This window comes from Achromobacter sp. ACM01 (assembly GCF_014851745.1).
Taxonomy (GTDB): Bacteria; Pseudomonadota; Gammaproteobacteria; order Burkholderiales; family Burkholderiaceae_B; genus Achromobacter; species Achromobacter aegrifaciens.
The window spans coordinates 397,742-416,277 of the sequence record NZ_JACVAF010000005.1 but is presented as its reverse complement, the minus strand read 5'-3'; the positions used below and the strand labels follow the sequence as shown (position 1 = coordinate 416,277).

At 57.6% G+C, this 18,536-nt stretch carries 24 protein-coding genes; 17 read left to right on the top strand and 7 right to left on the bottom strand.

Going from position 1 to position 18,536, the window contains the following annotated elements:
* Positions 1 to 3: 3 nt before the first annotated feature.
* The 3 genes from IB268_RS31355 to IB268_RS24745 all read left to right on the top strand — a co-directional run bounded on the left by IB268_RS31355 (position 4) and on the right by IB268_RS24745 (position 1,799).
* Complete coding sequence (locus IB268_RS31355) at positions 4 to 258, top strand: MafI family immunity protein (protein WP_192354942.1); 255 nt, start codon at positions 4 to 6, stop codon at positions 256 to 258.
* Between the two features lie 381 nt (positions 259 to 639).
* Positions 640 to 1,293, top strand: coding sequence for a pre-toxin TG domain-containing protein (locus tag IB268_RS24750; RefSeq protein ID WP_192354941.1), 654 nt, complete (start codon positions 640 to 642; stop codon positions 1,291 to 1,293).
* 11 nt (positions 1,294 to 1,304) lie between these two features.
* Positions 1,305 to 1,799, top strand: a complete 495-nt coding sequence (locus IB268_RS24745; protein WP_175163968.1) for a DUF2247 family protein — start codon at positions 1,305 to 1,307, stop codon at positions 1,797 to 1,799.
* Positions 1,800 to 1,941: 142 nt separating this feature from the next.
* On the opposite strand, the gene IB268_RS24740 is transcribed toward IB268_RS24745, so the two are convergent.
* Positions 1,942 to 2,796 (bottom strand): IS3 family transposase, encoded by an 855-nt coding sequence (locus IB268_RS24740; protein WP_054452606.1) that lies wholly within the window; start codon positions 2,794 to 2,796, stop codon positions 1,942 to 1,944.
* Positions 2,793 to 3,125 (bottom strand): transposase, encoded by a 333-nt coding sequence (locus IB268_RS24735; protein WP_192354940.1) that lies wholly within the window; start codon positions 3,123 to 3,125, stop codon positions 2,793 to 2,795. Before IB268_RS24735 ends, IB268_RS24740 begins: the two co-directional genes overlap by 4 nt.
* Positions 3,126 to 3,328: 203 nt before the next feature.
* On the opposite strand from IB268_RS24735, the gene IB268_RS24730 reads away from it, so the two are divergent.
* From IB268_RS24730 to IB268_RS24680, 11 genes are all read left to right on the top strand, one after another.
* A complete protein-coding gene (locus IB268_RS24730) occupies positions 3,329 to 4,060 on the top strand; it encodes a hypothetical protein (protein WP_175164254.1) in 732 nt (243 codons plus the stop codon).
* A 139-nt stretch (positions 4,061 to 4,199) separates the two neighbouring features.
* Positions 4,200 to 4,472, top strand: a complete 273-nt coding sequence (locus IB268_RS24725; RefSeq protein ID WP_175164256.1) for a hypothetical protein — start codon at positions 4,200 to 4,202, stop codon at positions 4,470 to 4,472.
* Between the two features lie 234 nt (positions 4,473 to 4,706).
* Positions 4,707 to 4,955 (top strand): hypothetical protein, encoded by a 249-nt coding sequence (locus tag IB268_RS24720; RefSeq protein ID WP_192354939.1) that lies wholly within the window; start codon positions 4,707 to 4,709, stop codon positions 4,953 to 4,955.
* Positions 4,955 to 5,236, top strand: a complete 282-nt coding sequence (locus tag IB268_RS24715) for a hypothetical protein (protein WP_192354938.1) — start codon at positions 4,955 to 4,957, stop codon at positions 5,234 to 5,236. Before IB268_RS24720 ends, IB268_RS24715 begins: the two co-directional genes overlap by 1 nt.
* 221 nt (positions 5,237 to 5,457) lie before the next feature.
* A complete protein-coding gene (locus tag IB268_RS24710) occupies positions 5,458 to 6,225 on the top strand; it encodes a hypothetical protein (RefSeq protein ID WP_175164260.1) in 768 nt (255 codons plus the stop codon).
* 225 nt (positions 6,226 to 6,450) lie between these two features.
* Positions 6,451 to 6,906 (top strand): hypothetical protein, encoded by a 456-nt coding sequence (locus IB268_RS24705; RefSeq protein ID WP_370540036.1) that lies wholly within the window; start codon positions 6,451 to 6,453, stop codon positions 6,904 to 6,906.
* Positions 6,907 to 7,486: 580 nt separating this feature from the next.
* The gene (locus IB268_RS24700; RefSeq protein ID WP_175164262.1) at positions 7,487 to 8,248 is read left to right on the top strand and encodes a hypothetical protein; all 762 of its coding nucleotides are present in this window, start codon (positions 7,487 to 7,489) and stop codon (positions 8,246 to 8,248) included.
* A gap of 81 nt (positions 8,249 to 8,329) precedes the next feature.
* Positions 8,330 to 8,983, top strand: a complete 654-nt coding sequence (locus IB268_RS24695) for a hypothetical protein (protein WP_175164263.1) — start codon at positions 8,330 to 8,332, stop codon at positions 8,981 to 8,983.
* A gap of 254 nt (positions 8,984 to 9,237) precedes the next feature.
* A complete protein-coding gene (locus IB268_RS24690) occupies positions 9,238 to 9,900 on the top strand; it encodes a class I SAM-dependent methyltransferase (RefSeq protein WP_192354937.1) in 663 nt (220 codons plus the stop codon).
* A gap of 124 nt (positions 9,901 to 10,024) precedes the next feature.
* Positions 10,025 to 10,333: a DUF4148 domain-containing protein gene (locus IB268_RS24685; protein ID WP_119449262.1), complete on the top strand. Its 309-nt coding sequence runs from the start codon at positions 10,025 to 10,027 to the stop codon at positions 10,331 to 10,333.
* A gap of 26 nt (positions 10,334 to 10,359) precedes the next feature.
* Positions 10,360 to 10,722, top strand: coding sequence for a winged helix-turn-helix domain-containing protein (locus tag IB268_RS24680; RefSeq protein WP_088141465.1), 363 nt, complete (start codon positions 10,360 to 10,362; stop codon positions 10,720 to 10,722).
* A gap of 149 nt (positions 10,723 to 10,871) precedes the next feature.
* On the opposite strand, the gene IB268_RS24675 is transcribed toward IB268_RS24680, so the two are convergent.
* Together IB268_RS24675 and IB268_RS24670 are read right to left on the bottom strand one after the other, a co-directional pair.
* Entirely contained in the window at positions 10,872 to 12,029 is a 1,158-nt protein-coding gene (locus IB268_RS24675; RefSeq protein ID WP_054452591.1) for a porin, read from the bottom strand.
* 191 nt (positions 12,030 to 12,220) lie between these two features.
* On the bottom strand, positions 12,221 to 12,694 hold the full coding sequence (locus tag IB268_RS24670) for an Lrp/AsnC family transcriptional regulator (protein WP_054452588.1): 474 nt from the start codon (positions 12,692 to 12,694) through the stop codon (positions 12,221 to 12,223).
* Positions 12,695 to 12,802: 108 nt separating this feature from the next.
* On the opposite strand from IB268_RS24670, the gene IB268_RS24665 reads away from it, so the two are divergent.
* Entirely contained in the window at positions 12,803 to 14,287 is a 1,485-nt protein-coding gene (locus IB268_RS24665) for an aminotransferase class V-fold PLP-dependent enzyme (RefSeq protein ID WP_175164273.1), read from the top strand.
* Positions 14,288 to 14,315: 28 nt separating this feature from the next.
* Here IB268_RS24665 and IB268_RS24660 read toward each other — a convergent pair whose 3' ends face one another.
* Positions 14,316 to 14,675, bottom strand: a complete 360-nt coding sequence (locus IB268_RS24660) for a hypothetical protein (RefSeq protein ID WP_192354936.1) — start codon at positions 14,673 to 14,675, stop codon at positions 14,316 to 14,318.
* 55 nt (positions 14,676 to 14,730) lie between these two features.
* On the bottom strand, positions 14,731 to 15,777 hold the full coding sequence (locus tag IB268_RS24655) for a glycosyltransferase family 9 protein (protein ID WP_054452574.1): 1,047 nt from the start codon (positions 15,775 to 15,777) through the stop codon (positions 14,731 to 14,733).
* 369 nt (positions 15,778 to 16,146) lie between these two features.
* Here IB268_RS24655 and fmdA point away from each other — a divergent pair, with 369 nt between their 5' ends.
* Together fmdA and IB268_RS24645 are read left to right on the top strand one after the other, a co-directional pair.
* Entirely contained in the window at positions 16,147 to 17,376 is a 1,230-nt protein-coding gene (gene fmdA, locus IB268_RS24650) for a formamidase (protein ID WP_054452573.1), read from the top strand.
* 10 nt (positions 17,377 to 17,386) lie between these two features.
* Positions 17,387 to 17,719 carry a zinc ribbon domain-containing protein gene (locus tag IB268_RS24645; protein ID WP_192354935.1) on the top strand — a complete coding sequence of 111 codons (333 nt, stop codon included), beginning with the start codon at positions 17,387 to 17,389 and terminating at the stop codon, positions 17,717 to 17,719.
* Positions 17,720 to 17,793: 74 nt separating this feature from the next.
* On the opposite strand, the gene IB268_RS24640 is transcribed toward IB268_RS24645, so the two are convergent.
* Complete coding sequence (locus IB268_RS24640) at positions 17,794 to 18,531, bottom strand: ABC transporter substrate-binding protein (protein ID WP_192354934.1); 738 nt, start codon at positions 18,529 to 18,531, stop codon at positions 17,794 to 17,796.
* Positions 18,532 to 18,536 lie beyond the last annotated feature (5 nt).

The window sequence follows — 18,536 nt, the reverse complement described above, 5'->3', positions numbered from 1 at the left end:
TCTATGTACTCGGATCGCATTATAAAATTTGGAAATAGATTCAAAGGAAGAATTAGTTCCTTCCTGCTTCAGGACGCGTTGGACTATATCTCATACAATGAAGAGGGCTTGGCCTTCGAAATTCTATGTGATCATCTTTGTGAGTACGATATCTTGATAACGGATGAGGAGTATGTGGAGGCTATTAAATTGGCTTCTGACATGGGATTAAGTTTGGAAGAAGGACCTTTCAAGCACTTGGCAGGACTAAGAAAATAAGCAGTGAGAAAAAGAGACCGTCTTGTCCGTCAAGAGATTAGGCGTAATCCGGGCGATAGGATGAACGCGTTTTGAGCACGCCGAAGCAGAGATGAGCACGCTTTCTCATTGCAGTGTCGGAAAAAAAGGTGTCAGACTACATTTTCCAAATCTGAAAATGTAGTCTGACACCTTTTTTACAGGTGCAAACCGAATGCCAACCGGTGTAACGTTGTCTGCTCGTGGATCAGGTGGTTTTACTCTTGATGTATCAATCCCGAACATAAGTGGGGTGAAGTAGGAATGATAAATAAGCTGATTGAAAAAAGGTGTCAGACTACATTTTCCACAGCTGAAAATGTAGTCTGACACCTTTTTCCTGGATGGTCGGAAGCGGATCGAATGGCGGCGGCATATGACGAAGTCATAACGCTCACCCACTATCCGGCTTTGACCAAGGAGAAAGCGGACGCGCTTGCTCAAGCCGTTTTGGATCTGGCTCCAGGGGTGTCAAATGCAAGTTCGCTGTACGAGCTTGTGACGGGGAAGACGGCGACAGGGGATGAGGCGAATCGATTCTTTGCGTCGATTGGCTTGGTGCCGGTAGTTGGTGGCATGCTTAAAAAGGGCGGCCAGGCGATTCGCGTGTTTGCGGAAGGGGGGAAGGCTCTTGATGTAGGGAAGGTAGGAGGCGCCGGTGCTAGGGGGGCGGACTCCGCAGCGAATATCGCTCTCTTCGAAAGGCAGCGTGCAGCGTACGCTGCTCAAGAAATAAGAAGTGCTCAGCCTGTCGGGAGTGCGCTTAAAGACGACTCTCTCCATCGGGCTCCCAGCTACGTTGTTGATCAAATCCCAGAAAAGGGGAGATTTTTCACTCTTCGAGGTGGGGATGGTAAATCGTATAACCTTACCCAGATGGAAGGGGCTGTGGATGGAAAGTCAGGAGTGTTTGAGTGGATAGTCAATGCGAAAGGAGAGCTGACGCATCAGAGATTTATACCTGAGGGGAAAATAACGGGAACGCCAAATCAGGTTCCGTCTAGGCTGCCAAAATAATGGGGCGAGTTGTGGATATTAAGTTGGATAGTAATTTTTGTCTTGAAGAAGCGCCCTGGATGCAATGGGGCGATATAAAATATGGGTTGGAGCGCGGTTTCTTGAGTCCTCGTGGCGCCGTTCAGTATGCTGTTAAAAATCTTACTGTAGATTCTTCTGCTGAACATTATGAGTTGGCCTGCTTGGCCGGTGATGACGTAAATGAGGTGATGCAGCACGTTAGTAATCTTGCTTCAGAATTCCCGAGAGATACCGAGCGGGAGGAAAAGGTATGGATTTTCTTGATTTTTCTTTGGGTATTTAGAAATAGGAATTCATATCGAGATCCCTTGGGGGTCGTTGAGGAGTTGTACGCAGATTTTGGTTATCCTGTGTCTGTCTCTTCTTTTGTCAGATATATGCCGACGGCAAATGCTTCTCTCGAAGGGGATGAGTGGCTTTTTAAAAACTGGTCCGACATGTTGGACGTGCTTAGAAGGGAACTTCAGGTTAAGGGAACGAAATGAAACGTTGCTCAGAAAAAAAAGAAGTCGGGCTACGAAAAAGGTGTCACGAAAAAGATACCGTCTTACTCGTCAAGAGATTAGGCGTAATCCGAGAGAAATAAGGTGTCAGACTGAGCTGACCCGGATTTCTCGGACATTTTGGTTAAGGCACGGAGGCCTCGACCTGGGCAGGGGTTCGATAACCTAGCCCCTGGTGGATTCGCTGGCGGTTATAGAAGACCTCGATGTAGTTAAAGATCGCCAGCCGCGCATGCTCCCTGCTGTGGAAGACCTTATGATGCGTTAATTCGTTCTTTAAGTTGCTGAAGAAGCTCTCTGCCACGGCATTATCGTAGGGATCCCCCTTGGCGCTCATGCTGATGATGATGCCGTGGTCCTTAAGCATGCCTCGGTACTCTGCCGAACTGTACTGCGCACCGCGATCGCTGTGGTGCAACAGTCCAGGATCGGGACGGCGCCGGGCTAGGGCCATTTGAAGTGCATGGACCAACAACCTGCGGTCGGCCTTCTCGGCCATGCTCCAGCCGATCACCGACCGAGAGTAGAGATCCAGCAGTACGGCCAGATATAGCCAGCCTGTCCGTGTTGGTACAACCGTTATGTCGCCCACCCAGACTTTATTGGGACATTGCACGGTGAACTGACGTTGCAGGCGGTTCGGGGCCGGCCCCAGCAGCGAATGCTTCTCCAGCCGACGAAAGCGCTGCTTGCGCAGCGCCTCGATGCCGGCCTGGCGTCGCAGTCTTGCGACGCGATGCTTGCCGCACGCCACGCCGTTGGCGTTAAGCGCGCGCCAGGTCTTTTCCGCGCCATACGCTTGCCGGCAGGTCTGATGGGTCTGCTCGATGGCCGCGAGCAGCTTGACGTCCTCTTGCTGCCTTGCCGAGGGTTCACGACGTTGCCAGTCGTAATATCCGCTGCGGCTGACGTGCAAGGCCCGGCATAACCGAGCGACCCGGAACTGCTGCTGATGAGCCTGCACAAAGGCGTACCTCACGGCAGTTCCCGCGCAAAGTACGCTGCCGCTTTTTTTAGGATATCGCGCTCTTCGGTGACCTCGGCCAACTGACGCTTGAGGCGCTGAATCTCGGTCTGCTCGTCGGTGCGAGCCTTGCCTTTACCGGGAAATGAGACGTCTGGGCAGTGTGTCGCCAGCTCTTTCTTCCATCGGTAAATAATCGACCGCTTCACGCCCAGCATCAGCGATAGTTGCGTGCCGCTGACCTTGCCTTCCTCCAGTTGTCTGACCGCCTCGATCTTGAACTCTCGACTGTGATACTGGCGTTTGGCTTCAAGCGGCTTGCCTTCGGATTTGGATTTATCCATGGGACACCTCCTTCAAGTATTGTCTACTTCTTCGGGTGTCCGGAAAACCCGGGTTAGCTCAGTCTGACACCTTTTCTTACTGAATCTGGTTGTGAGCCCTGCTACTAAGAGTGTGGCCAATAAACTTGCAACCCAGATACGAGAGACTGGTGGTGATGTTTATAGATATAATCCTGCAACTGGTGAATTAACGAAGTTCTAATATGAAAAAGCCATATGTTCAGGTGTCAATAAAGACAAGGGCCGAGACTATTGGGTGGGATGTCGGTAGTCGGTTTTTCGAGTCATTAAGTTTGAATAATGGAGTTCTTTCGCCAGAATTTGTTTCGAAATCCTGGGGAAGGACAACAACGCCTTTTGAGGGTAAGCCTCAAGCGGGAACGCTTTGGGCGGAAAAGGCGGAAATGCGCTCCAATGGAGGTTACTCAGAATTCTTCCTTGATTTTGTTTGGAAAAGGAAGAGAGCAGTTAAAAGTTCTGGATACGTACAGCATACGAAGAGAAATATCCGAAATCAGATTGTGCCCGGTGGTCCGTACCTGACCTCAGCCTTTAGCGAAAAGGTTGACTGGTATCAGCTCTTCAAAGTCTGGTGCGAAATCTTTCCGCCTCAGTTGGGCATGCTGCATTACTTCACCGAGCCTGAGCTTGCTCCGCATCAAGTGAACGATAGTTTCCAGATTGGCTCGTTCAATGCGGCACTGAACCCGAATATACCTAATGCCGGCTGGGCAATGTTCTATGGCAATGAATTCGCTGAGAAAGTCGATGCCGATCGAATCGCCAGGGCCGGTTTCCTAATCGAAAAGATCGGTGACGGATATTTGGTGAGAGTCACAGAAGAAATTCAAGAAATTGTTCGTGATTTTCCGCTGTTCGCACAGCGACGAACTGAGCTCAAAAGTCTATTCGCGGAAGGCTTCTTCGTAAATTAATACAGCAAATAAAAAAGGTGTCAGACTGCATTTTTCAAACAAAAAATATAGTCTGACACCTTTTTTATTTGTGGCGCAAAATTATCGAAAAATCCCAGTCATCTAGAAAAAGCGCGAATAATGGGTTGGGGGTGTGCGCATGAATTGTTTTTCTGAGTCTAGTTCCGAGCTTGGTCATTTTGTCTATTTTAATGAGTATGAAGAAGAAAGATTTGAGGAATTTGTTGGTGTTGTTTTGAAAAAACTAAACGCAGAGGAAATAATGCGTGAGCAAGGTCCTTACTCAATTCTAGTTGCTATTGAATATGCAGGGCATAGGCTTGTTTTGACAAGCGGCTCATTCGAAGGATGCTACATATCTATAGATAAAAGTGAGGCATGGTTAGCGAAAAAAATTATAGAGTTATTCTGACTTAACTAGTTGGTTCAAATGCGATAGGTGCTGCTGGAGACGTTGCTGGTACGGGTGCTCAAAAAAAGGTGTCCAAAAAAGATACCGTCTTGCCCGTCAAGAGATTAGGCGTAATCCGGGCGATAGGGTGAACGCGTTTTGAGCACGCCGAAGCACAGGTGAGCGTGATAAGAAAAGGTGTCAGACTACATTTTCCAAAGCTGAAAATGTAGTCTGACACTTTTTTGCGTGGTTTTGGCCAATGCTGCCAACTATGATGGCTTCTATAGCAAGGCTGGGTCAATAATAAGAGATATTGCTGGTGGGCACTTGTTCGATAATGGAAACAAGAGGACGGCAGTAGAGATTGTTGAGCAATTGATTGTTAGAAACGGCGTTGATGGTCCGGCAAAACAAGTCATATGGAATGTGGTGGACAAAGTGGCTACTGGTGAGCTGATTGATGTCAAAAATATTGCAAGAGCATTGAGAGGATTGGATTAATGTCCACTTTTATCCTGGCTGGAAAATATGCGGAACGATTTGGATTTTCTAGTGTCGAAGCTATTTCTTTGGAAGATTTTTTTCAAATCTTGATGTTGATATCAAAAAAAAATAAAGGGTTCTTTTTGCTGAAAGTCGACGGGGGGCGGAGCGGAAATATCTATACGGTGGTGTTGAATGTTTCTGCGGTGGGGGTCATTTTGAGAAAGGATGTGGAATGCATTGAAGAGGGGGTAATGTACATTTTCTCAGAGCTGGAGGAGAAGGGGATATATCCATAATAAAAACGGTGCTAGCCTCTGAGACCTCCCCAAAATAAGGTGTCAGTCTTACACCTTTATCAAAACGAAAATTAAGAAACTCCATGCTCGGCCGTTATCAACTAGAAGAACCATAGCCAGGTTCTTGGCCGATTGGGATGCAAAGACCCTGGACAGGCCTGGTCTGCCACGACGCAACCCATGCGAAGCAGTGACGGCCAACGCACTTCATGGAGCAATAAATGCGGAAAAAACTCCCAATACTGCGGATCATCCGCCAGACGCTGGACTATCTGGGCGACCACGGCGGGCCATTGATCGGAGCATCGCCGCTATTGATCCTGATTCTGCTGGGGGGTGTGGTTTTGGGCATGCACCTGAACCACATGGCATATGTCGAGCAAAGCAAGCTGCTGGAGCTTGCCGGCTGGGTGGTGAGTACCGCCGCGCCAGTCCTGGCGGCGGTGGCTTGGCATCGGTGCATCCTTCTGGGCGAAACTCCTGCGCCTCGTCTTGTGGCAGGCAAGCCCGAACGCATGTATTTCATCGTACTGTTGGTGAGTGCCGCGTTAGCGTTCGCGGTTGCGCTTCTGGGCTACATCGTGATGCTGTTTTCCGAGGGATCAGCCGGCCCGCATTGGCTTGGCATGGTGTTGGTGCTGTTGTTGATATTGTCGCCATGCTTTTTCCTGGGGTATTTCTTTCTGGCGTTGCCGCACGCAGCCTTGACCGGCAGGATGGACATGTCGCGGATTGCGGGGCTGGTGAAGGGCAACCGGTTACGCCTGTTCGCGGTGGCCATGTTGCCCGTGCCGCTGTTGCTGCTGTTGGAGGCTGTTCGGATCTTTCTGCTGCAGGTGCCGCGGGCGCCGGGCATCTCGTTTTATCTGTATACGGCCATATCGACCTTTGCTTTCACTTTGGTTTCCGTGACGTCGATGTCTGTCAGCTATCGGACGCTGGCGTTGACGTCAACGGAAGAGCGCGCAGACTCCCCGCTCGTATCGTGATCGGTCGGCAATAGTGCCATGCCAGGCCACCTGGTAAGGCGTGAGACTACATTTTCCTCAGCTGAAACGGTGGTCTCCGCTTGATGCATATGTCGAAATTTATCTTGTGCCGAGGTTTTTGAAGTGTCGAATTTGGTGTTTCGAATATTGGTTCCCGTGTTAGTGCTATCTGGCGGACTCTCAGGTTGCTCAGCAACCAATCCTAATATTCTCAAGAGCTACGACGTGACCCAAGCTTCACGTGTCCGTGTTTTTGTCTACACCGCCGATCGAATTCGTCTGGACTTTGATCGTACCTGCTACACCAGTCCTGGCCTGTTGGGGCATGGGCAAGGGTTGGAGACCATTCAGCGGGGCCATTACCAGGGTAGTCGCAGTATTTGCATGCCTCCCACTTCAAAGCATGGCGACGCTGTCTTCGATGAATTCATCATAAAGGCCGGCATCCCCTTAACCATATATGGCCAGGTCGGCGGTACGTATCATTCGCCGGCAGTCTCCATTTATATGCGCGAAACGCGTGATGCAGGCTATTTCACCCCGAGAGCCGGCGCCGACTACGAGATATATGTGCGGGATCGCAAAGTGGTCGTCGAAGATCTGGGCGCAACTGGCACAGGCAAGGTTGGTCGAGTCGTTGAACTCACCCCCACGAAGGCTTGCGCTGCCAATGGAAGTTAAGGGGAATAGCCAAGACCCGGAGTCTGCCCGGCTTCAAAGAATGGAACATTGAGGAAGGCCATTCTTCGCCGTTAGTAGCTGGCAGAGGAAAGCCGGTCTGGCCCCGATCGGCATTGAGATGCGGACGAATCAAGACGCCGGTTGCATCTTCCACATTGAACGTTCACTCGGCTCTTTGGGCCGGCTGCCGGGCTTGCCCCCAAAGCCTGGGATGTTTGCGTTTCACAAGTCTTTGCGCACAGGCGCCTGCTGACGATTTCTTGCTTAGGCGGATGGATAGTCAGTGTTTCCCTTTCAACGGCCCCGTAGTCGTGATTTTTGCGCTTCCTGCGCCATCGTCTGCGAATTTTTCGTCAATTCCGTTCAACAATAGTCCTTTGTTGCGAATTTACAAAATGAAGTTTATTGTGATTTATTGTTGTTTAAGGCAAAATAACCAAACAAATAGTTTCAATGTGAAACGCAAATCGCGACATGGCGAAGCTCCTCCGTAAGGCACCGGGCGACGGGTTTTCTGCCCTGGCGCATGGTTGCGGGGGGGGCTGCGCCAGGACTTTGGCCGCCTTTTACGAGTTGATATATGAAGAAGTTGCTTTGTATCGTTCTTATTTTCCTGAGCGGTTGCGCAGTCAAGCAGCCGCCGCCCAAGTACCAATTGGATAAACAGGCCAATCAAGCCTTCATCCAGTCCGGTAAATCGGTGGAAATTTTCTATCACGATGACAACTTCGTGGTCATGGATCTAGGCGGATCCCAAGCGGCCGGTTTGCTCGGCATTCTCGGCCCGGTAGGTCTCTTGGTCGGCCTTTCGGCACACGCGGCACACAAACTGGATTTCAGGGCGCGCACCGAACGGCGCTCCGAGGAGTTTTCCAAACTGGTCGGCGAGAACATTTCCGATCAGAGCATCAACCAGGCGTTCGCACGCCAGATTGGCGACTTGCTAGCCAAGGACGGCCGGGAAGTAAAGGTCACGAAGGTGACGCGTCCCTCGGGCAGTGACGACCTGGCGGCGAGTGTGTCCGAGGACCTGGTGCCCACCGAAGGGCATATGCAACTGCTCTTGCGATTGACCACGGGATACGCCGCTGCCTCCGCGACGGATAGCTACAAGCCCATGACCGTCATTGAATACGCGCTGAAAGACGAGCATGGCAAGCCGCTCATGGCACGATCCTTTAACCGCTTTTATGGCGACTCCGACAAGACCTTCCTTACCTTTGCAAGCTTGATTGAAGACTACAAGGGCGCGCATGGTGAGCTGGGCGCGAGGCTGAGCTATTGGAGCGAGCCGGTCTACACGGAGATCTTCCGTTTTCCAGATCAAGTCGCCGCGAAATAAGTAACGCTCGACGGTTCAACTTCCCGGTGCGCCGGCGATCACAGTCGCTGGCGCACCGGGCACAGGCTGGAGGGCCTATCCATGCAGAAGTTTTTTTTCGTGCGCAGCAGATACTGCGGCGTGGGTGCAGCGATCCTGACCTTGGCCATGTTGGTTGGATGTACGACGGCCGGGCAGAGTTCGGCGCGATACTCGGTCGCCGCGCTGGATCCGGCAAAAGGCGTCGTCGTCGGGACGGTATTCGAACGCGCGGTGTTCGTACCATATGGCGCCTATTTCTATCTGCAATCCTCCGACGGCAAGCGCATCATGCTTGAGAGCGGAGGGGGCGGCGGAAAGCCCGCCATCGTCAACAATCCGCCCAAAGTGCCTAAAGGGGTGGGAAGCACCTTCGCATTGCAGCTTGCGCCAGGGAAGTATCAGATTACCCGTTGGGCGCTGGATTACGGCCGTCGGATCAAGGTATCGGAGGGCTTCGCGCAGGCGATTGAATTCGAGGTCATTCCAGGGCAGATCGCGTATTTGGGACGGTTGGACGCCAGCCGTTTTCTGGAAGTTGCGTCCATACACGACAACTACGCGGAAGACCTTCCTTACTTGAAAACCAGGCACCCCAGCCTGGAATCGGTGGAAATCGTCAATCGATCGCTGCGCGTGCAAGGGTGGTGGCTGCCCGACCCCACCGGCAAAGCCATTCTTGAACGTACGGGCGGCGGGACTTGCGATCAATGCTAGCGCCTTGCGGCATGGCAAGGCGGGGCAGCGTCGCTACGTCATCCATCGCAAAAACGTAAGCATGGATGGCGAGATTGATGTGGTAGCGCACCGTTCCATCCCGCTGTTTCAAATCAAGAAAAAGCAAACACCAGTTCATAAAAACTCCGGTTAGAGAACCTCTCCCAAAAATAAAATCTGAAAGCGCGACGACTGGCCGGCAGGATGCCGCTAGCGGGCCTGGCGCTTTTCGGGTTTTTGAGATTTGGGGGATCATGAGGTTCGCTAAAAAAATAACTTACGTCCTGAAGCGCGCTGTTTTCCGGGTTTCTCCAGCTCTTTTGAGAATGTCAGGCGCCGATTTCCGGCTGCGGGTGCCCAGCCGGACGTTCATGGAGCAAGAGGTCTTTGCCTACATCAATGACCACTTCCGGCGTGCTGCGGCGGCGCCGGCGGCCAGGTGCCTTTTCATTGGCCTGGACAAGCACAACTGGCATTACGACCGGCTGCTGGATCTGGACTTCTATTCGATCGACCTGAATCCGCGCAACGCCGCCTACGGCCCGCCCAACAGGCACGTGGTGGGTTCGGCGACTGAACTGTCTTCGTACTATCCGCCGCATGGCTTTGACGTGGTGTTCGCCAACGGACTGATCGGCTTCGGCCTGGATACGGAAGACGCATTCAATCAGTTGATGTTTGAATGCCATCACGTGCTGGCCGACGACGGGATGCTGGTGCTTGGCTATAACGACAAGCCCGATCGGCTGAAATTCAAGGTCGAGCAGGCGAAGGGATTTCAGGTCTTCAAGACATTCGAACCCGGAATAGCGGGGATGACCGGCGCGCGCCACGTCGTGGCGGACGGGTTTCAGCATTGTTATGTGTTCTTGAGGCCGCGGCGCCTTGGACTGGCGCAGCAGGGCCTGGCTTGGTAGGGGCATCGCAAAGCGCAAAGCGGTCCGCCATTTCAAAAACGTAATCCCGCTATCCGCTTTCTGTCCGCATCGCTTTCCTAGAATTTGATCGTGCAGTCCCCTCCACGATACATAGGAAACAAGCATGCAGATCATCCGCAAAGCCGCATTCATCCTGGCACTGTCGGCCGCCGCTACCGGCGCGGCGCTGGCGCAGTCCGCGCCGCCGCCAGCTGGTTTGGCCAATCCTTATGGCCCCTCGTTGACGCGCGCCGAAGTGCTGGCCGACCTGGCGCTCTGGAAGCGCGCGGGGGTGGACCGGTTCTGGCGCGGCGAAGAGACGCCGGACATCTATAGCCCGGAGTACAAGGCGGCATTCACCGAATACTTCCGCCTGCGTTCGGGGCCGGAGTACCAGGCTGAAGTACAACGCCAGAACGCGTCGCGGCGATAGCCGCCGGCGCGGCAGGAGCGCCCGGCGTGGCCGAATCCTCCGTGATCAATCCCCCCGAGTCCAGCCCCAGGTTGCAGCTTGCCGACCTGGAGCTGGACTTGTTGCGTTGCCGCGCCTACCGCGACCGGCAGTTCCTGCCGCTCACGCCCAAGGAATTCGGCTTGCTGGCTTTTCTGATGCAGCGGCCTGGGGTCGTATGCGTGGGATGGGAGCTGGCCGAGCAGGTCTGGAAAATGAAGCTGCATATCCACGACAAGCGCAATTTCAAGTCGCATGCGGTTGCGGTCGCCATGCGCAGGCTGCGCAAGAAAGTGGACGCAGGCCCGGGGCCCAAGCTGCTGCATACGATACGGGGCGGCAGCTATATGCTGGCGGCGGGTCCTTTGTGATCGGCACAAGCCTTCATGCGCGGCGGGCAACTGCGCGGTGTCAAAAAAACGCGCGCCGGAAAGGCGCGCGGCGATCATCTGGCCTTCCCTTCGCGGAGGAGGGCGCGATCAAGGGACTCCCTGCATACAGCGTCTTGTGAAAGCTTGCGCTAGAACCGGTGGCGGATGCCCATGTTCACTTCGGTCGCCTTGACGTTGTCCAGGAACGCCCAGTTGGTGGTGTAGGACGCTACCGCATACAGATCGGTCCGCTTGGACAGGTTGTAGTTGTAGCCCAGGCTGTAGGTGTTGCTGGTGGCGTCGCCACCAGTGAGCTGCTTGTTGTTGGCGTCGGCGCGCTGCCACGATGCGAACGCGCCGCCGGATCTGCCGACCGGGGCGGCCAGCGCCAGCATGTAGGCGTTGGAGCGGAAGCCCTTGACGAATGCGTAGGACGGGGTGCCGGTGAAGCCGCCGATGCTGCCGCCATTGGGGAAGCCTTTGCCCGCGAACCAGCCGTCGCTCATGCGGTTGTAGGCCAGGGCGACCTTGACGACCTCGAAGTCGTAGGAGCCGCCGACAATGTAGGAGCGCGGCGTGGCGTCGGTCTGGCTTGGGCTCAGCTTGTTCGAGGCATTGAGCTGGTCATAGGTGGCAAAGCCCATCACGGGGCCGTTGTCGTAGCGCAGGCCGGCCGTGATGGCGCGGGTGTTGTCGGCGGTGGCGAAGCCTGTCTGGGCCAGGCGGCGGTCGTCGGCGTTGAAGGCATAGCCGACGGCGCCCTTGAAGCCGCCCATCGACGGGGTTTCATAGACGACCAGGTTGTCGTAGCGCACGAAGTAGGCCGAGCTGAAGCCCAGGCCCGCGCCGGTGTTCAACTGATTGAAGCCGCCGCCGAACGACGAGCCGAACATGCCGGTGAAGTAGCGCGCGGCGACGTTGTATTGCCGGCCCAGGCGGACTTCGCCCCAGTCGGCGCTGCCCAGGCCCACGGTGGCTTCGCGGCCGAACAGGCGGCCGCCTTGCAGCGAGTTGCCGTTGCGGCTGTCGTAGCCGGACTCCAGCTGGAAGAGCGCATACAGGCCGTCGCCCAAGTCTTCCTTGCCGCGCAGGCCCCAGCGCGAACCCGCGGTGGTGCCGGTGGTGGACCCGATGCGGCTGCTGTCGACGCGGGTGCGGCTGCCGGTGGCGGGATCGGTGTAGGCGCCATCGACGTTGGCGTAGCCGATGCCGGTGTCGATAAGGCCATAGAGCGTGACGGAAGAGGGCTGCGCATAGGCGGCGCCAGACAGTGCCGTGGCGGCCGCCGCGGCGTATAGCTTTTTCATGGGGACTCCGTGAGCGGGGAAGATCGATATGCGTCATACCGACCGGAAGCCACGGAAACCATGTCTTCTGGCGGATTGGCAGGGCCAGTGTGCAGGCCGTCGCCCGACAATCCGCAGTCATTGGAATTACAAATCCGATCGTCCCGGCGTCACGGTTCTGTCATGTCCGCATGGGTCGTACCCCGCCTGCCTTATCCCTCCAATCCCCCCAGATCCGGAGGCCGGTTCTCGATGATGGCCTCCATGCTGAAGAACCCGGTCACCGTGGAAAGCTCGAAATCCGTGATCAGCTTCTGGTAGAAGCGGTCGTACCCGGCCATGCCGCGGCAGACCACCTTGATCAGGTAATCCCAGTCCCCGCCGATGCGATAGAACTCCGTGACTTCGGGCAGGCGTTCCACATGTTGGCGAAAGCCGTCAGCCCAGGCCTTGGCGTGATGGCTGGTGCGGATCATCACGAAGACCGTCAGGTCCAGTCCCAGTTCGACCAGATTGACCTCGGCCCGGGTGCCGCGAATGATGCCGCAGGCGTTCAAGCGCTGCAGCCTGCGCCAGCAGGCGTTTTGCGACAGGCCGACGCGATCGGCCAGCTCGCGTTGCGACAGCGCGCCGTCCTTTTGCAGGCAGGAGATGATATTCAGATCAAATTTATCTATTTTTTCCATTTAAAAGATCAAATGACCCAATTTATGAGGTTTTTGGCAAAATTTAGGTGAGGTTTCAAATTTCTTTCCATCGTATGATATTTCGGTGTGCCCAGGAACATCCCCGACATGAATACGCCTACCAAAACGACCCCCGCCAAGATCACTCCGTTGCAGCAATTCCAGGAAAGCCTGAAGACGGACGACGTGGCCGCGGCGCTGGCCGAGGGGCTGATCGGCAAGGATGCGGTGGTCGAGGGGCCCTATGGCATCAAGCCGCTGGTGTACGCCGACTACGTTGCGTCCGGCCGGGCGCTGATGCAGGTCGAGCGTTTCATTCTTGAGCAGGTGCTGCCGTACTACGCCAACTCGCATACCGAGGCGTCGTACTGCGGCGGTTTCATTACCCGCCTGCGCCGCGAGGCGCGCGCGGCGATTGCGCGGTGCTGCGGCGCGAGCGATGAGCATGCCGTGATTTTTGCGGGGTCTGGCGCGACGGCGGGGATCAACCGGCTGGTGCATCTGTTCGGCGTGCGCGAGGCCATCGCCGCGGGCCGCAAGGTGCGCATCATCATCGGCCCCTACGAACACCATTCCAACATCCTGCCGTGGCGCGAATGCGGCGCTGAAGTCGTCGAGCTGGCGGAAAGCCCGGAAGGCGGCCCCGAGCTGGCCCAGCTGGACGCGGCGCTGCAAGCCGGGAAGGGCGCGCTGGTCGTCTGCGCGCTGTCGGCGGCTTCGAACGTGACGGGCATCGTGGCGGACGTGGCGGCAGTGACCCGGCGCGTCAAGGCCGCGGGCGCCAAGATGCTGTGGGACTACGCAGGCGGCGCGCCCTATCTGCCGATCCGGATGACGCCCGCCGCCGACGCGGCGATCGACGCGATTGTTTTTTCGCCGCACAAATTCATCGGCGGTCCGGGCGCGTCTGGGGTGCTGATCGTGCGCCGCGACGCGGTGCTGGACACCAAGCCCACCTGGCCCGGCGGCGGTACGGTGCGCTTCGTTTCGCCCGCGGGCCACGACTACAGCGGCAGCCTGGAAGCGCGCGAGGAAGCGGGCACGCCCAATGTGGTGGGCGATATCCGCGCCGCGCTGGTGCTGCTGGTGAAGGAAGCCCTGGGCGCCGACTTCATGCGCCAGCGCAATCAACACTTCGTGGAGCGTGCGCTGGCCAGATGGCAAGGCGTCGCGCAGCTGGAGCTGCTGGGTTCGCTGACGGCGGCGCGCCTGCCGATTTTCTCGTTCCGGGTGCGCAATGGACGCGGCGGCTTCGTGCACCAGCAACTGGTGACGCGCATGCTGAGCGACCGCTTCGGCATCCAGGCGCGCGGCGGTTGCGCCTGCGCGGGACCCTACGTGCATCGCCTGCTGGATATCGACGCTGAGGAATCGCAGCAGATGCGCCAAGCCATCCTGGACGGCCGCGAGATGGAAAAGCCGGGCTTCATCCGGCTGAACTTCAGCGTGCTGCTGCCAGACGAGAAGGCCGATTTCATCCTGGATTCGGTGCTGGCGCTGGCCGCGGATGCGACCGAGTTCGAGCACCGCTACGGCTTCGATCCAAGCCGGGCCATCTTCTTCCCGCACAGCGCTGAGAAGCAGGCCGCCTGAGCCGCGCGCCCGCCGGCTGGCGGGCCGCTCAATCCTTCATCTGCAGGCCGCAGGTTCTGATCCATGCGGCCTTTTTGTCGGCCAGTTCCTCGGACGCGTCGCTCAGCGCGCGCGCCATCTTCGCCGGAAACTCGACCCCCTTGCGGCGGCAGGCCTCGAAGTCGTCGGCCAGGGCGTAGCGCGCATCCAGCAAGTCCAGCCGGCCCTGGCACAGCTCGCGATTCAATTGCAGATCGTTGGATGCTTCGCGCGTGCGCTGCACGTCCTGCGCGCGGTCGATGCGCGCCTGCTCTGCCTGGACCTGCGCAACGCAGTCTTGCGCGACGGCGGGGGCGCTGGCGGCGCAGAGGAGCAGGACGGCGAGGGAGCGTCGGTCAAGAGCGGCCATGCGGGGATACCTTGGGAATGCGACTGAATGGGCAGCATCATAACTGCCGCGAGCATCAGTGCGCCGGATGGGCAGATCCGTCCGAACCCGCTGCCGCCAGATGCTTCCAGATCGCCTCGGCCACTGTCTGCGGCGCAATGCTGGCCATGTCGCCCTTTACGGCGGCTTCAATCGGATGCAGCCAGGGCACATACCGCAACGCAGGAGTGGCGCCGAACAGACCTATGGTCGGTATTCCGTGGGCCGCCGCAATGTGCATGCCCATGCTGTCGTTGGAAACAAATACCGAACAGCGCGCGATCAGCGCCTGGCTATCGCATATGTCCGTGGCCTGTTGCGTTGCGTCCAACAAGACAATGGACTCGGGCAGCAAGCTGCGAATTTCTTGGGCGATCTCCTGGACATCGCTGCCGCCCACCAATGCAAAACGCAGTCCGCTATCTTGCGCATGCAAGATGCGCGCGACCTCCGCAAAAGCTCTGCCGCTATAGCGTTTGCAGGGTATCGATCCATTCAAGCCGAAGCCAACCGTCCGCGATTGCGCTTGGCAGAACTGGATGGCCTTGCTGCTCGCCGAATCCGTACAGAATAGCGACGGATAACGTGGCTCATACTGATAGCCAGCCTTGGCATACAGCAACGGCAGCCATGTATAGATGTCGGGGTGCGGGGTTCCTTTGCGGCGTACCCAGAGACGATGCGTGAGCAGTGCCGCGAGATGCGGATGATGCATGCGTACGAAACCGATGCGCCGTGGAATTCCTGCCAAGCGGGCCGCCAGCGCAATGTGAGTACGGAAGGTAAAGAGAAACAGGCTGTCGTAGGCGCGATCCGCCAGCACCTGCTTCACCCGTGTGATTCGTTCCCAGCCTTGCAGCCGGTTTTCCGATCGCAGCGAGATGACTTCCCCTACATAGGGCTGAGCGCGGAACAGTTCTTGCGCGGACTCATTTTGAGTCATGAGCAATGAGACCGTCCCTCCGGTTTGTTCGGCCAATGCCCGGGCAAAAACCATGCTGAGCACTCCGTCGCCGATGCCGCCGGAAATATAAATCGCACAATTTCGCGCAGTGCTGCACGAGACGGAGGGGGCGGTCGACATGGCATCCAATAGATACGCTCACTGCCCTTTGAAAAGGAACTGAATTTCGGATCCATTAGTCTGGCGGAGGTATGTTTCCTGCGTGTGTAGTTTTTTGTATTGAATATATGGAAAGAGTGTTGTGCGATGGCCCCAGGATCAGGTGATGGCAGGTGGGGATGCGGCGGGCGCATGACGCATCCCATGCCTCTTAAGTTCTACTCCAATTTATCGCCTGGTTACTGGTCGAAAACCCAGTTTACGGTTGCCTGAAACTCGCCTACTGTTCTTTACATATCAACGACTTGCAACGCCGCCTGGCGCGCTCGCGAGACAGTCGGAGATAGAAATTTCTGTTTTATCAACAAGTTACGTTGGAGATGAAAGAGAATGACCGATACCCTCATCAAGGTCGACCTGGCCCAATCCCCCTACGAGAACGCACAGATCCACAATCGCTGGCATCCGGACATTCCGATGGCCGTGTGGGTCAAGCCCGGGGATGACTTCGTGCTGGAAACCTATGACTGGACCGGCGGCGCAATCAAGAACGACGACAGCGCCGACGACGTCCGCGACGTGGACCTGTCCACGGTGCACTTTCTCTCGGGGCCGGTGGGCGTGGAAGGGGCCGAGCCTGGCGACCTGCTGGTGGTGGACCTGCTGGACATCGGCGCCAAGCCGGACAGCCTGTGGGGGTTCAACGGCTTCTTCAGCCGCAATAACGGCGGCGGCTTCCTGACCGAGCATTTTCCGCACGCGCAGAAATCCATCTGGGATTTCCATGGCATGTTCACGTCGTCCCGCCATATCCCGGGCGTGAACTTCGCCGGGTTGATCCATCCCGGGCTGATCGGCTGCCTGCCGGACAAGAAGCTTCTGGATACCTGGAACCGGCGCGAGCAGGCGCTGATCGACACCAATCCCAACCGCGTGCCGCCGCTGGCCAATCCGCCCGCGCCGAAGACGGCACACATGGGCGCCATGCAGGGAGCGGAGCGCGACAAGGCGGCGGGCGAAGGCGCGCGCACGGTGCCGCCGCGCGAGCACGGCGGCAACTGCGACATCAAGGACCTTTCGCGCGGCGCGCGCGTGTTCTTTCCGGTCTATGTGAAGGGCGGCGGCCTGTCGGTGGGCGACCTGCATTTTTCGCAGGGCGACGGCGAGATCACGTTCTGCGGCGCCATTGAAATGGCGGGCTGGGTGCACATGCGCGTGTCGCTGATCAAGGGCGGCATGGACAAGTACGCGATCAGGAATCCGATCTTCAAGCCCAGCCCGATCACGCCGGCCTACAAGGACTTCCTGATCTTCGAAGGCATTTCGGTGGACGAATCCGGCAAGCAGCACTACCTGGACGTGAACGTCGCGTACCGGCAGGCCTGCCTGAACGCCATCGAGTACCTGAAGAAGTTCGGCTATTCGGGCGCCCAGGCGTATTCGTTGCTGGGCTGCGCGCCGGTGCAGGGGCATATCAGCGGGGTGGTGGACATCCCTAACTCCTGCGCCACGCTGTGGCTGCCGACGGAGATTTTCGACTTCGACATCCAACCGTCGGCGTCCGGCCCCGTCAAGCACATCCAGGGCGGCGTGGACATGCCGCTGTCGCGCGACCGCTAGGAGCCATCCCATGCCCATGTATGACTATGCCTGCGGCGATTGCGGCGAGTTCGCGGCGCTGGTGCCTCTGGCCCAGTGGCGCGATCCCGCGGCCTGCCCGCAATGCGGCGCGATGTGCGGCCGCATCCTGAGCGGGGCGCCGGCGATATCGGCGCTATCTTCCGCGGTGAACCGGGCGCGCGCGGTCAATGAGCGCAGCGCCCACGAGCCGCGCAGTTCGCGTTCCGGCCACGGCATGAATTGCGGATGCTGCTCCGGCGGCAAGACGGCGGGCAAGACGCGCACCACGCCCGATGGGGCGAAGTCGTTCGCGGGCGCAAGGCCCTGGATGATCAGCCACTGAGGACGCGACGATGGCGCATAAAACAAGGCCCCGGTCGAGCGGGGCCTTGTTCTTGCGAGGCGCGAGCAACGGGTTCAGGCCTCCAGTGGCGCCACCGCGGCGCCCTGGATCTTGTGGCGGGCCAGGGCTTCGGCGACGAAGCCCGATTTCTTCATGGCCTCGACGAAGGCGGCCAGGTAGGCGCTGGCCTTGTCGCCGCGGCTCTTGGGCACGCCCATGGCCTGCCGGATCAGCATGAAGTGGCCGTCCAACAGGCGCAGGCCGCCCAGGCGCTGCGCGTCGGCTTCAAGCTGCTGCTTCACGCCTGCGGCGACTTCCATGTTTTCCTGCATGAAGGTGTCGACGACGGCGGGCGAGGTTGGCGCGCGGAAGATCTCCGCCTGCTTGAGTTCCCGCGTGAGGTGCAGGTCGTAGGCGCTGCCCTTGCCGACCACCACGCGCTGGCCCTTGCGGTCCACCTGGTCCATGCTGACGATGGGCGAGTCCTGGCGCACCAGGTACGCGCCTTCGATGACCACGTAGGGCGCGGTGAATGCGATCTGCGCGCCGCGCAGCGGATCGATGGCGAAGAAGCCCACGTCGGCCTCTTCTGCGGCTACGGCATTGACGGATTCGCCGGCCGACTTGAAGACCACCAGTTCCAGTTGCACGTCCAGGCGCCGCGCCAGTTCTGTTGCCAGGTCGACCGAGACGCCGCCGGCCTGGCCGGTGACGGGATCGGCGTGGGCGAGGATGGGATTGCCCAGGTTGATGGACGCGCGCAACGCGCCGGTGGGGGCGAAGGCGGAAAGCAGCTCGTGGTCGGTCTTCATGGTTT